The sequence below is a fragment of the Ruegeria sp. CDSA021 genome (assembly GCF_059612325.1).
Genome location: NZ_JBXWQJ010000010.1, coordinates 130,706 through 142,129 on the forward strand (window position 1 = coordinate 130,706; position 11,424 = coordinate 142,129).

Consider the following 11,424-nt stretch of genomic DNA (forward strand, 5'->3'; position numbering starts at 1 on the left):
TTTCTCGGTCGGATTCGGGGCTTCGGCACAGCGTAGTGGCCGCTGTCGTTTACGTCCACAGCATGGCGCGATGATTTTTGATTTAGAAACCGGCCGGTTTCGCACTAAGCTGTTCCAACAGATTTAAAGACTCATATTTGTAACGAGTTCTGGGTGGAGGACACAGGTTCATGTCGCAGCTGGTTATCTATGCTTTGCAAGTCGCAGGGGGAACGCTTGCCCTGACGTCGATGCCCGGACGCGGTGGTGATTACGGGGGTGATCTTGAAACGATTGCGGCATGGAAGCCGGGGCTTGTTGTTTCAATGACAACGGATGTCGAGCTGCTTCAGCATGGGGCGCAGGATTTCGGCAGCGATATCCAAAGCCGCGCGAGCCGGTGGGTGCATCTGCCGATCGAAGACTTTGGTGCACCTACTGCAGCAGTTGAAGAGGCATGGCCCGGCGTCAGCGCCGCCGCCCGGCACGCCCTGGCTGGAGGAGGCCGGGTGCTGGTGCATTGTCGGGGCGGCTGCGGCAGGTCGGGGATGGTTGTCCTGAGGCTGATGGTCGAATGCGGCGAGCGGGCAGACAAGGCCCTTGAGCGTTTGCGGGTGTTGCGTCCCTGTGCAGTGGAAACAGATGCCCAACTGGCCTGGGCGGCACGGGAATTTCAGACTCAGGTCGTGTAGTCTTAGGCCGAAAGATGTTCAGGCGCGTGCACGGGTTTGCGGGGCCGCAGCGTTACAACCTCGATCATCGCGCAGGGTGGGTCTGCAATGAGGCCGGATGGCAAGGTGGTGAACGTATTCCCAAAGATCAGATCGGCGTACGCGTTCAGGTCCTCGGGCTGAACTTCAGACTGTGTGCCGCAAAAGATGCGAATTCTGTCTGATTGAGCTCGAACGGTTGCGTGGCACCCTTCCGCGCAATGCGCCAATTCACTGCCGCCATCAAACTCGAATTCGTCGCCTGTGGCCGCTGTGGCCTGAGTCATAGCCTCGGAAACCGAGCGCGCAAGTCGCGCCAAGGCAGGGCAGGTTTTGCCTGTCCGCTGACATACTGTTGCGCTGTATTCATGTGTCTTTGTCTTCCAGATCATCCTGCGCCCTCCGCGCGTGTTGGACAGGAAGATCGGGTCAGGTGGGACGGCAAAGTGCAGTCAGGACCTGCCCGGACACCCCGCCCGAGTTTCGGTTTCAATTCCGATGGCAGGTCTCCTGACTTGCGGGTCTTGGCTTTGCCGACCTTCCCAGCCCCAGGGGCCAGTGGTGTTTTGGCATTGCTCACCGCTTACAGTTGCGGGGGCAGTCGCGGATTTGGTTTGCGCCCGAATGACCAGGCTGAACCGCACCGTGTTCCCTTTTCATCCCGACCCCTTGTGGGGGACAGGAACCATCACACAACCGCTAGCGTCTGACCCGGTGCCGAGTCAAGCTGATCTTTTCGCCCGACGTTTGGTCATGCTGGATGGGTGGAAAGTTCCCGCGTAGAGTTTTCACCATTGAAGGTAAGCAAGTCAATTTTCAGCGCAAGGTCAGGGATCATGTTGGACACAGAGCAGGCGGTTTTGACCGAAGATTTCCTCTTTCCGTCCGGGTCGACGACCTTATCAGCGCGGCTGTACCGACCGATCACAGAACCCGAGACCGTGGTTGTTCTGAACAGCGCAACAGGTGTGCCGCGCGACTATTATCGCCACTTCGCACGTTGGCTGGCTGCAGAGCGAGGCATGGCGTGCCTGACTTATGACTATCGGGATTTCGGGCATTCTCTGACCGGCCGTATGAAGGATGCGCGTGCGACAATGGCGGATTGGGCTTTGATCGACATGCCAGCGGCGCGGACGGAAATGCGCATGCGCTATCCTGATGCGCAGCAGTGGACAATTGGTCATTCGGTAGGTGCGATGCTGGGGCCGGTTCAGCCGGATATTGATCTGATCGATCGAATGATTTCCGTGTGTTCGGGGCTTGTGACCCTGAGCGATCACCCGTGGCCTTATCGAGGATTGGCCGGTGTGTTCTGGTATGGGCACGCGCCATTGCTGGTAAAAGCGCTGGGCTATCTGCCGGGAAAGGCAATCGGGTTTGGCGCGGACTTGCCGGCCTCGGTCTACTGGCAATGGCGCAAATGGTGCACGGCACCTTTGAGTTATGTGCCTGAAATCGGACAATACCTTCCGGAGACGCGTTGGGACGGCTCTCGTACACCCGTGGACTTGTTCACTTTCGAAGACGACCAGATGGTCCCGCCAGAAGCGGTCTGGCGGCTTGCCGACCTTTATGGCACCGAGGCTAAGCGGCACCTGCTTAGGTCTGATGATTTCGGATTGCCGGAGATTGGCCATATCGGAGCATTTGCCCGGCGCAATGCGGCAGTATGGCCGCGCCTGATCGCTTGACCAGGCGCGGCACACGAATTGACGTACACCTTCCAGCTATCGCCCTTTGCGCAGTTTTTGTTCCTGCATGACACCCCGCACCATCTTACCAAACGCTTTGTCCCGCGCCCGGGATTGGGCGACAGTTTCCGAGTTGCGCTGATCTTCGCGCCGAAGTTTTCGCCAACGATCCAAGCGGGCAGGATCAAGCACGCCTTGGTTGATTGCCTGCTGTACCGCGCAGCCTGGCTCGGAGTCGTGCTGACAATCTGAAAAGCGGCAGTTCAGGCCAAGTTCGGTGAGGTCTGAAAAAACTTCGTCGATACCGTCCTGAGCGTCCAGCAAGCGCAAAGCGCGCATTCCAGGCGTGTCGATCAGCCAGCCGCCGTTGCGCATCCGATGTAATGCGCGTGCCGTAGTTGTGTGCCGACCGCGAGCGTCGTCCTCTCGAATACCTGACGTGGCAAGATCTTGATCGGTCAAGGCGTTGGACAGTGTCGTCTTGCCAACACCTGACGACCCAACCAGCGCGCCCGTCTGGCCTTTAGGACACCAGGACAGAACCGTTTCAATTTCCGCTGGGTCCAGTGCGTTGATTGCCAGAACTGTCAGATACGGGTCCAGGGCCTGCACCTGTCCTGAGAAACGCTTGGGGTCATTAGATTTGTCAGCCTTTGTCAGGACAATGACTGGGTAACATCCTGCTTGATGCGCAAGCGCCAGATAACGCTCTAGCCGGGGCGGGTTGAAATCTGCGTTGCACGAACTGACGATGAACAGCACATCGACATTGGCTGCGATCAGTTGCGTCGCAGCACCTGTACCTGCAGCTCGTCGTTGCAGTAGGCTGCGCCGGTCGAGCAGATGGTGAACGCGTTTGTCGTTGTCAGTGAGAACCCAGTCTCCGACGGCATAGCTACCGGTCGATTGATCAGGGGTCAGCAGTTGAAATTCGCCCTCTGGGTTCAGCCCGATCAGGCGGTCCCGATGAACAGAAGCGATGCGAAAAGGCGTGCACGAAGGATGAGCCGCGTGTTGCGCGGCAAAATGAGAGGACCATCCCAGGTCCGAAAGAGAAGAATGCATTGGTCTGCCTGTTGTCAGAAACAGCAATCCCAACGGATGGCGATCGCGCATCCCCGGGTCATGTGTTCAGGCAGTCGGCTGGTATTGTGAGATCAGAACCGTGCTGCCCGAAGGGTTTTTGTTACAATCATAAAGCCCTCCTGCGGCTAACGTTCATGAAGTGAGAGGTTGGACATCGACCCAAGCGGGGCTCGTTGTGGCTGCTTCCTTCCGGACCTGACCAGGTTGGCGAGGCGCTCGCCCGCGCCAACCTCTCGACTCTGGATATAGGGAAGGCAGAGGAAAAAGACAACCCGTCAGAACGTCAGATGGATACGCTCGAATCCTGTGTTATCTGGGCTGAGCACCTTGGGATCGAACTTGAGCAATTCATCAATGTGTTTAAGGGCACCCGGACCTGTTCGAAGTACGGTTTTTGTGCCCGCTTGGGCTGCCAATGTAAACGGATAGGGGTGCCGTGTTATTGGATCGGGAGGAAGGCGATCAGACAGATAATCCCGCACCAGGTCCTTGATATCGAGAGGCGGCAGATTGATATGCTGGGCTGCGGATGCCGCAGGAAAATGCCCCCCTCCGCTGGTGCGATAATTGTTGCAAGCCAGTACAAACCTTTGTGTGGGAGGAACGGATTGGCCACCAATTTGCAGATCACGAACCCGCCTGTTGTCTGGGTCGATCACCCGTCCTTCGACGTCGAAACGTGCAGGTTGCGACAGATCGATTTGATAGGACAGTCCAAAGATGACGTCGAAATTATATCCGGCCCGCTCGGGGTTGATCAGATCCGTTTCGAAATCGGGCGCAAGCTGGTTGAACACGCTTGCCGACATTTCAAGCCAATCCAGCAATTCTGCACCATTGATCTGGATCGCCCGCAACTCATTGCTATACGGATACAGGTCGGCAACATGGCGAAGGCATATTTGCCCCGCCGGTACATTTGTATAATGTCGGGGGCCAGCGCGTCCGCCGCTTTTGGCCGGTGCAACGGCTGACAGAAGCGGTAACTCTTCCAACGCGGAACCGTGCAAGAAAGGGCGCACTGCAGAGGCCTGAGCAGCGGCAGCCAGAGCCAGCCCGCGATCTGGCAGGCAGAAGCTGAAATAGCTATGCATGGCGTCTGACACTTGCGCGACAGGTTTGGCTACTGCGTCACGGGTCTGACGATGGGCATCGGCGAGCAGGCGCACCATGTCCTGATCTTCGTCAACTGCCGCGCCGGCCACAAGAAACGGGCGCAGTTCTGCGCGACACTCTGCAATGCTGAACCCGGCATCCGGCCGCGGAGCGACAACTAGGTCTATTACGCCAAGGTAAGAACCGGCAGAACCGGCCATGACAACCGGTGTCCCGTGCACCAACCCTTTTGTTTGATTGAGATACGAGGTGTTGGCATTGGCGCGACTTGGAAGGGTCAGATGCGTGTGCCCGGCAACAATGGCGTCGATTCCGTCGATGGCGGCCAAAGGGATGACGGCATTCTCCATACCTTCTGCAGCCTCTGATTGGCCCAGCCCCGAATGGGCAAGCATCACGATCAGATCACACCCTTTGGCGCGCAAAAGCTCTGTCAGCTCGCGGGCGGTGGTTAGGATGTCTTCGGCTATGACCGTTCCGTTCAGGTGATGCTCTTCCCAGCACGTTGTCTGCGGCGGAAGAACGGAAATCAGGCCGATACGAAGGGGTATGTTTAGGTCACCCACAGGTACGGTGCGGTCCAGTATCGTATACCTCTGCCACGTTTGCTGACCGTCCAAACGATGCAGGTTGCTGCACAGAACCGGGCACGGGGCTTGCGAGAGGATATTGTCCAATGTTGGTAACCCGAACCCAAAATCATGGTTGCCAAGACCCACGGCGTCATAATCCAGCTTTGTGAAGGCTTGCATCAAGGGATGCGGCGTGTCGTTCCGGGCTGCCCACTCGCCCAGTGGAGTTCCCTGTATCGCGTCCCCATTGTCCACCAACAGAACCAACGCATCACTGGCTTCCTGGCGAGCGGCACGGATCAGGCTGGCGGTACGCGTCAGTCCAAGCGTCGGGTCCGGTGTGTCTGTGTAATAGTCAAAACCTGTCAGATGCATATGCAGGTCGGTCGTGGCCAGAATGCGTACGCGTCCGCAGTCCTTTGCGGGGCGTATCTGAGTCGATGGGTTTTGCTTCACTTTAAAAAGTCTGCTTTTGACTAAGGTAATTGATCAAATGGTACAGGGCGTAACTTAAATGATTTTTCCGAGGCTACCATGCGGCTTTTCGGCGGCAGTCTCACGTGTTGCAAGAGCCGGAATTGCGATTGCAACACGGGCACAGACATGGCAGCCCTGTGCGCAGGACCAGAAGGACATCCAATGAAAAACGCAGAGCAGGTGACGTTTGGCGGCTCGGGCCTGGATCGGGCCGCCCATTTGCGCGGGAATGCCGAATCACTTGCCGAAGCGATGCGCAACCCGACCGCACAGTGCATGATGGTGTGGCGGGGGAAAATCCTGGTTGCAGGCGACGGGCTGGATCAGCTTGCTGTACTGCCGATGACGCATCCGCTGGTCAGCGGCGGGCCCGGTGGGATAGCTGAGGTCCCGGTCTTTTTGGGTATGACCGCCGAAGATGCGCCTTTTTTTGCGGTGGATATCTCGGCCTGGACAGCAGAAGGTCTGGACCTGACCGGACTGGGCGAGTTCGTAGACAAGTCTGAACAGCAGCACCCGGATTTGCCGGACGGGTATGTGTTCGCCGAATTGCGCCGGATCATGACGCGATTGTCGGCGCGGGATGCCGAACTGGCCGCGACGGCCAAAGCCGTTATCGGCTGGCACGAAACGCATCGATTTTGTGCCCGCTGCGGTGCTGCCAGTGAGATATCGCAAGGCGGTTGGCAACGCAGTTGTCCGTCATGCGGCGGGCAACATTTCCCGCGCACCGACCCGGTTGTGATCATGCTGATCACGCATGGGGACAGTGTGCTGATGGGGCGGTCTCCGGGTTGGCCCGAGGGTATGTTTTCGTTGTTGGCGGGCTTTGTCGAGCCCGGAGAAACCCTTGAAGCCGCCGTGCGCCGCGAGGTGATGGAAGAGGCGGGCGTGCCCGTCGGGGACGTTTCCTATCTGTCCAGTCAGCCCTGGCCATTCCCGGCTTCGTTGATGTTTGGCTGCGCGGGAGAGGCGTTGTCGCGTGACATCGTGATTGATCCCGTCGAGATTGAAGAGGCCATGTGGGTAAGTAAATCCGAGATGATGCAGGCATTTGCCGGGGACCATCCAAACCTGCTGCCCGCCCGAAAAGGTGCAATCGCCCATTTTCTTCTTGAGAACTGGCTTGCGGATACGTTGGACTAACGAAATATAGGAGCGGCCATAATCTTCAAAGGGTATCATGCAGTTTTTAGCGCGAGAGGATATCGAAGCCCCAATTAACGCGGTGTTCGATATGGTGTCGGATTTCGAGCGGTTCGAACGTATGGTAATGCGTCGGGGAATCGACGTAAGGCGCTCGGATTCGGAGGCGATCTTTGCTGCGGGAACTGAATGGCAGACAGAGTTCAAGCTGCGCGGCAAATTGCGCGAGATGTCAGTGGTGATGACAGATTACGACCGGCCTTCGCAAATGCGTTTTGAAGCCAGCAGCAAGGGCATGACCGGTCTGACGAGTGTGGATTTTCTAGCCCTGTCGCCACGTAGAACGCGCCTGAGCCTTGAGATGTCGCTGGCCGCCAAGACTTTGCCTGCGCGCCTGTTGCTGCAATCGGTGAAGTTGGGCCAGTCCCGGTTTCGCAATCAGCTGCAATCCCGGCTGAGTGAATTTGCGCGTGAGTTGGAACAGCGTCATCTGCATGGGGCATAGAGAATACTGTTACTCTGTTTCTTGTGTTGATTAAGCGGAAGAGGCCCGGATGTCGCACATCATCTTTCTGCACGGCGCATCGAGCAGCGGAAAATCGACCATAGCGCGGGCCTTGCAGCAGAGGATCGAACTGCCGTTCTGGCACATTTCCATTGATCATCTGCGCGAGTCCGGGGTTTTGCCGCTGACTCGATACCGCAACAAAGAGTTTGATTGGCGCGCTGACAGATCTGCGGTTTTTGACGGATTTCATCAGTCGCTGGCGGGATATGCTGCAGCGGGCAACAATCTGATCGTGGAACACATTTTGGACACCCCGGGTTGGGTCGAAGATCTGCACAGGCTGCTTCGACCTTTCGACGTGCTTTTTGTTGCAGTTCGCTGTCCGGTCGCGGAGTTAAACGCACGTGAGCGTTTGCGCGGTGATCGTCCAATTGGAAGCGCAGCGCAGGATCACTCTGAAATCCATGCCGGAAGGGTCTACGATATGGAAATAAACTCAACTGTAGGTGTCGAGTTTAATGTACAAACGATCCTTCAGGTGTGGCGCAGCAACCTGCGCCAGTCTGAATTTGCCCGATCGAAGGAATAGAACCCTAGCCGCGCGGTTGCGCTGCCGGGTAGACGCCCAGGATTTCAACATTGGTTGTGAAATGCTCTAACTCATCCATGGCCAGTTGAACATTTCGGTCGTCAGGGTGCCCGACTATGTCTGCGTAGAACTGTGTCGCGGTGAAGGATCCGTCGACCATATAGCTTTCCAGCTTGGTCATGTTGATCCCGTTGGTGGCAAAGCCGCCCATCGCCTTATACAGCGCCGCAGGGATATTGCGGACCTGAAACACAAAGCTGGTGATCATGCCGTGTTCGCCGCGACGTGACAGATCGGACTGGCGAGACATCACAAGGAAACGGGTCGTGTTGTCGTCACTGTCCTCGATATGGCGGGCCAGAACATTCAGATTGTAAATCTCACCCGCCAGTTCGCTGGCCAACGCAGCAGAGTGGGGGTCGCCTACCTCGGCCACCTCGCGCGCGGCGCGCGCGTTATCCGGGCTGACGCGTCCGCGTATGCCATGCTGTTTCAGAAAACCGGCGCATTGCGGCAGCAGCACCAGATGGGAATGGGCCTCGGTGACGTCTTCCAGTTTTGCGCCTGGGACAGCCAACAGGTTGATATGCACCCGCACGAATGCCTCGTCGATGACATGCAACCCGCTATGGGGCAACAGACGATGAATATCGGCAACCCGGCCGTAGGTTGTGTTTTCGACTGGAAGCATCGCCAGATCCGCGGCACCGGAACGAACCGATTCGATCACATCTTCGAATGTGCGGCAGGGCAGGGCTTCCATATCGGGCCGAGCGTTGCGGCAGGCTTCGTGACTGTAGGCGCCGGGTTCGCCCTGAAAAGCAATGCGATTGGTCATTTGGTCGATTCCATGCAACAAGTTCGCGATTTTGTCGTTTCGTCGCGGTGTCTATACCTTGCCTCTCGCAAGGGGAAGCCTTAGACAGCAGCCCAGACAGCTGAAATGGACACGCGATCAATGTTCGACACGATGACAGTTACCAAGGCCGCCGCAGGCCTGTTCGGCACTTTCCTGGTGCTGCTTCTGGCCAAATGGGGGGCAACCGTCCTCTATTCTTCCGGTGGCCATGGCTCGGCTGAGGCCGCCTACATTATCGAAACCGAAAGCTCGGGCGAAAGCGCCGACGGCGAAGAAGTGGTCTTCGAAGACCTGCTGGCCGCCGCTGACGTTGAGAAAGGCGCTAAAGTATTCCGCAAGTGCACCGCGTGCCACAAGCTGGAAGACGGCGCAAATGGAACCGGCCCTTACCTGTACGGCGTTGTTGATCGCCCGGTCGCCTCGGCCAACGGTTTCACCGGTTATTCGGCCAGCATGCAGGCGCATGGCGGCAATTGGACGCCTGAAGCGCTGGATGCGTTCATTGAGCGCCCAAGTGCCTATATCTCGGGCACATCGATGAGTTTTGCCGGTCTGAAAAAGCCGCAGGACCGTGCAGACCTGATCGCTTACCTGCAGACAATCGGCAACTGATTGCCTGACAGATCAAAGAATTCGAAAGCCGCTGCCATACGCAGCGGCTTTTTTTGTCTGAAGGAAACTTCACAAAGCGCTCACGCGTTCTAAACTTGAATTTGTCAGTGTTGGCAATTTAGCTAGCTGTTACGACATTTAAGATGCCCATGACCCAAAGGACGAGCCACATGATATCCCTGATGCCCGCTGCACGTGATCTGAAGTTACGGCCCTGGGCTGGCATATTGGGGCTTTGCACTGCTTTGATCGCTCCGCAATTCGTACAGGCTTCGGATGAGGGTGTCACCAGCAGTCACGGGTACTCGTATTTCGGCAATCTGGATTATCCCGCTGATTACACGCACCTGAACTACGTGAATCCGGATGCGCCCAAAGGCGGCGAGCTTTCCTTGGCGGCCTCGGGCACGTTCGATTCTCTCAATCCCTATTCCCGAAAAGGGCGCGCTGGCGCATTGACGACGCTGCAATACGATCGCCTTTTTGAAAGTTCGGATGACAGCGTCGGGCAATATTACGGAGTATTGGCAGAAAGCCTGGAATATGACGAAGGGCGCAACTACGTCATCTTCCACTTACGGCCCGAAGCAACCTTTTGGGATGGCACTCCGGTAACGGCGGAAGATGTCGTCTATAGCCACCGCCTGTTCATCGAACAGGGCTTGCCCTCTTACGCGCAGGCCGTAGGTCGCATGGTGACTGGGGCTGAAGCGCTGGATGAACATTCCGTCAAGTTCTCGTTTAACCCCGAAGTAACCCGTCGCAGCCTGATCGAAACGGTCGGCGCGACCCCCGTATTTTCCAAAGCGTGGTTCGAAGCGGATGAGTCTAGACGCCTGGATGAGCCTCGCCTGGAAGTAGCGGTTGGATCAGGCCCTTATAAGCTTGACAGTTACGACATAAATCGTCGGATCGTTTACAAGCGCCGCGATGATTATTGGGGCAAGGATTTGCCGTTCAATGTTGGTCGGAATAATTTCGACACAATCCGCGTCGAGTATTTTGCTGATCAGACGGCGGCGTTCGAAGGTTTTAAAGCTGGTGAGTACACGCTGCGTATCGAGAACGACCCCAAGCTTTGGGCGACGGGGTATGATTTCCCGAAGCTGAGCGAAGGATCGGTCGTTCGTGATGAGATCGCGGATGGCAGCCCACCGACCCCCTCGGGTTTTGTTTTCAATCTCGGAAAACCGCAGTTGGCAGACAAGAACGTCCGTAAAGCCCTTGCTCTGGCCTTCAATTTTGAATGGGCAAACGAGTCTCTGTTGTTCGGTCTGAATTCGCCGCGCGATTCCTTTATTCAAGGTACCCCGCTTGCAGCAATAGATCTGCCCGAAGGCGATGAACTGGCGTTTTTGCAAGCGTTGGGTGACGTTGTACCCGAAGACCTACTGACAGAGCCTGCTGTTTTAACGCACGAGTCAAACCCTGCACGTCTGAACGATCGGAGAAATCTTCGCAAAGCAGCGAAAATTCTGGACGAGGCCGGTTGGCCTGTTGGCGATGGCAATGTGCGACGCAATGCCGAAGGACAGACACTGAAGCTAAATATTCCGTATCCTTCAAATCTGCCGACATCGACCGCCACCATGATCGAAACCTATGTTCAGAACTTGCAGTCTATTGGTGTGGATGCTTCGGCTGAAAAGGTTGACCCGGCGCAGTACACTCTGCGCAGCCGCGAGCGGGATTACGATATGGTCTACTCCACACGTTACGGGTCATTCCTGTCCACCGGTGGCGGGTTAAGCCAGATGTATGGATCGGAAGAAGCTGCATTCAGCCTCTTTAATCCAGCCGGGTTGGCTAGCCCCCTGGTTGACGCAATCATCGAAGCATCTTTTGAAACCGACAATCAGGCGGATCAGGACACAGCACTGATGGCGTTGGATCGCGCCCTGCGGTATGAGTTCTTCGTAGTTCCCGTAGGATACATCGCTGACTATTGGACGGCATATTACGATATGTACGAATACCCAGAAAACCTGCCACCCTATTCGCTGGGCCATCTGGATTTGTGGTGGATCAATCCGGAAAAAGAGGCCGATTTGAAGGCGAAAGGTGCACTGCGATAAC

General features: G+C 56.7%; 11 protein-coding genes, 1 other RNA gene and 1 riboswitch. Of the genes, 7 read left to right on the forward strand and 5 right to left on the reverse strand.

Translation table 11 applies throughout. The features are described from left to right. The first annotated feature begins 170 nt into the window (after positions 1-170). A complete protein-coding gene (locus AC2FLD_RS14600; protein WP_496670014.1) occupies positions 171-671 on the forward strand; it encodes a protein-tyrosine phosphatase family protein in 501 nt (166 codons plus the stop codon). A gap of 2 nt (positions 672-673) precedes the next feature. On the opposite strand, the gene AC2FLD_RS14605 is transcribed toward AC2FLD_RS14600, so the two are convergent. Then, positions 674-1,081, reverse strand: coding sequence for a hypothetical protein (locus tag AC2FLD_RS14605; protein WP_496670013.1), 408 nt, complete (start codon positions 1,079-1,081; stop codon positions 674-676). A gap of 91 nt (positions 1,082-1,172) precedes the next feature. Next, positions 1,173-1,394, reverse strand: a riboswitch (cobalamin riboswitch). Between the two features lie 131 nt (positions 1,395-1,525). On the opposite strand from AC2FLD_RS14605, the gene AC2FLD_RS14610 reads away from it, so the two are divergent. Continuing rightward, positions 1,526-2,383 (forward strand): alpha/beta hydrolase family protein, encoded by an 858-nt coding sequence (locus AC2FLD_RS14610; protein WP_496670012.1) that lies wholly within the window; start codon positions 1,526-1,528, stop codon positions 2,381-2,383. A gap of 36 nt (positions 2,384-2,419) precedes the next feature. Here the strand turns inward: AC2FLD_RS14610 and rsgA are convergent, their stop codons facing one another. The 3 genes from rsgA to AC2FLD_RS14625 form a co-directional block, all read right to left on the reverse strand. Beyond that, entirely contained in the window at positions 2,420-3,448 is a 1,029-nt protein-coding gene (gene rsgA / locus AC2FLD_RS14615) for a ribosome small subunit-dependent GTPase A (protein ID WP_496670011.1), read from the reverse strand. Positions 3,449-3,606: 158 nt separating this feature from the next. Further along, positions 3,607-3,705: signal recognition particle sRNA small type (gene ffs / locus AC2FLD_RS14620), an RNA gene on the reverse strand. Between the two features lie 39 nt (positions 3,706-3,744). Continuing rightward, a complete protein-coding gene (locus AC2FLD_RS14625; protein WP_496670010.1) occupies positions 3,745-5,613 on the reverse strand; it encodes a bifunctional 2',3'-cyclic-nucleotide 2'-phosphodiesterase/3'-nucleotidase in 1,869 nt (622 codons plus the stop codon). Between the two features lie 183 nt (positions 5,614-5,796). Here AC2FLD_RS14625 and nudC point away from each other — a divergent pair, with 183 nt between their 5' ends. The 3 genes from nudC to AC2FLD_RS14640 are packed head-to-tail and all read left to right on the forward strand — an operon-like array spanning position 5,797 to position 7,877. Continuing rightward, positions 5,797-6,780 (forward strand): NAD(+) diphosphatase, encoded by a 984-nt coding sequence (gene nudC / locus AC2FLD_RS14630; protein ID WP_496670009.1) that lies wholly within the window; start codon positions 5,797-5,799, stop codon positions 6,778-6,780. A gap of 37 nt (positions 6,781-6,817) precedes the next feature. Then, positions 6,818-7,285 (forward strand): SRPBCC family protein, encoded by a 468-nt coding sequence (locus AC2FLD_RS14635; RefSeq protein ID WP_496670008.1) that lies wholly within the window; start codon positions 6,818-6,820, stop codon positions 7,283-7,285. A gap of 49 nt (positions 7,286-7,334) precedes the next feature. Next, the gene (locus AC2FLD_RS14640; RefSeq protein ID WP_496670007.1) at positions 7,335-7,877 is read left to right on the forward strand and encodes a chloramphenicol phosphotransferase CPT family protein; all 543 of its coding nucleotides are present in this window, start codon (positions 7,335-7,337) and stop codon (positions 7,875-7,877) included. A gap of 4 nt (positions 7,878-7,881) precedes the next feature. On the opposite strand, the gene AC2FLD_RS14645 is transcribed toward AC2FLD_RS14640, so the two are convergent. Continuing rightward, a complete protein-coding gene (locus AC2FLD_RS14645; protein ID WP_050604995.1) occupies positions 7,882-8,715 on the reverse strand; it encodes a prephenate dehydratase in 834 nt (277 codons plus the stop codon). 120 nt (positions 8,716-8,835) lie between these two features. Here AC2FLD_RS14645 and AC2FLD_RS14650 point away from each other — a divergent pair, with 120 nt between their 5' ends. Together AC2FLD_RS14650 and AC2FLD_RS14655 are read left to right on the forward strand one after the other, a co-directional pair. Continuing rightward, the gene (locus AC2FLD_RS14650; RefSeq protein WP_050605039.1) at positions 8,836-9,348 is read left to right on the forward strand and encodes a c-type cytochrome; all 513 of its coding nucleotides are present in this window, start codon (positions 8,836-8,838) and stop codon (positions 9,346-9,348) included. A gap of 170 nt (positions 9,349-9,518) precedes the next feature. Next, on the forward strand, positions 9,519-11,423 hold the full coding sequence (locus AC2FLD_RS14655) for an extracellular solute-binding protein (protein ID WP_496670006.1): 1,905 nt from the start codon (positions 9,519-9,521) through the stop codon (positions 11,421-11,423). Position 11,424: the final 1 nt, after the last annotated feature.

Excerpts from the sequence above, each read along its gene's own strand:
- AC2FLD_RS14600 (WP_496670014.1), top strand. The coding sequence starts at position 171 with ATGTCGCAGCTGGTTATCTATGCTTTGCAAGTCGCAGGGGGAACGCTT.
- AC2FLD_RS14605 (WP_496670013.1), bottom strand. The coding sequence starts at position 1,081 with ATGATCTGGAAGACAAAGACACATGAATACAGCGCAACAGTATGTCAG.
- AC2FLD_RS14610 (WP_496670012.1), top strand. The coding sequence starts at position 1,526 with ATGTTGGACACAGAGCAGGCGGTTTTGACCGAAGATTTCCTCTTTCCG.
- rsgA (WP_496670011.1), bottom strand. The coding sequence starts at position 3,448 with ATGCATTCTTCTCTTTCGGACCTGGGATGGTCCTCTCATTTTGCCGCG.
- nudC (WP_496670009.1), top strand. The coding sequence starts at position 5,797 with ATGAAAAACGCAGAGCAGGTGACGTTTGGCGGCTCGGGCCTGGATCGG.
- AC2FLD_RS14635 (WP_496670008.1), top strand. The coding sequence starts at position 6,818 with ATGCAGTTTTTAGCGCGAGAGGATATCGAAGCCCCAATTAACGCGGTG.
- AC2FLD_RS14640 (WP_496670007.1), top strand. The coding sequence starts at position 7,335 with ATGTCGCACATCATCTTTCTGCACGGCGCATCGAGCAGCGGAAAATCG.
- AC2FLD_RS14645 (WP_050604995.1), bottom strand. The coding sequence starts at position 8,715 with ATGACCAATCGCATTGCTTTTCAGGGCGAACCCGGCGCCTACAGTCAC.
- AC2FLD_RS14650 (WP_050605039.1), top strand. The coding sequence starts at position 8,836 with ATGTTCGACACGATGACAGTTACCAAGGCCGCCGCAGGCCTGTTCGGC.
- AC2FLD_RS14655 (WP_496670006.1), top strand. The coding sequence starts at position 9,519 with ATGATATCCCTGATGCCCGCTGCACGTGATCTGAAGTTACGGCCCTGG.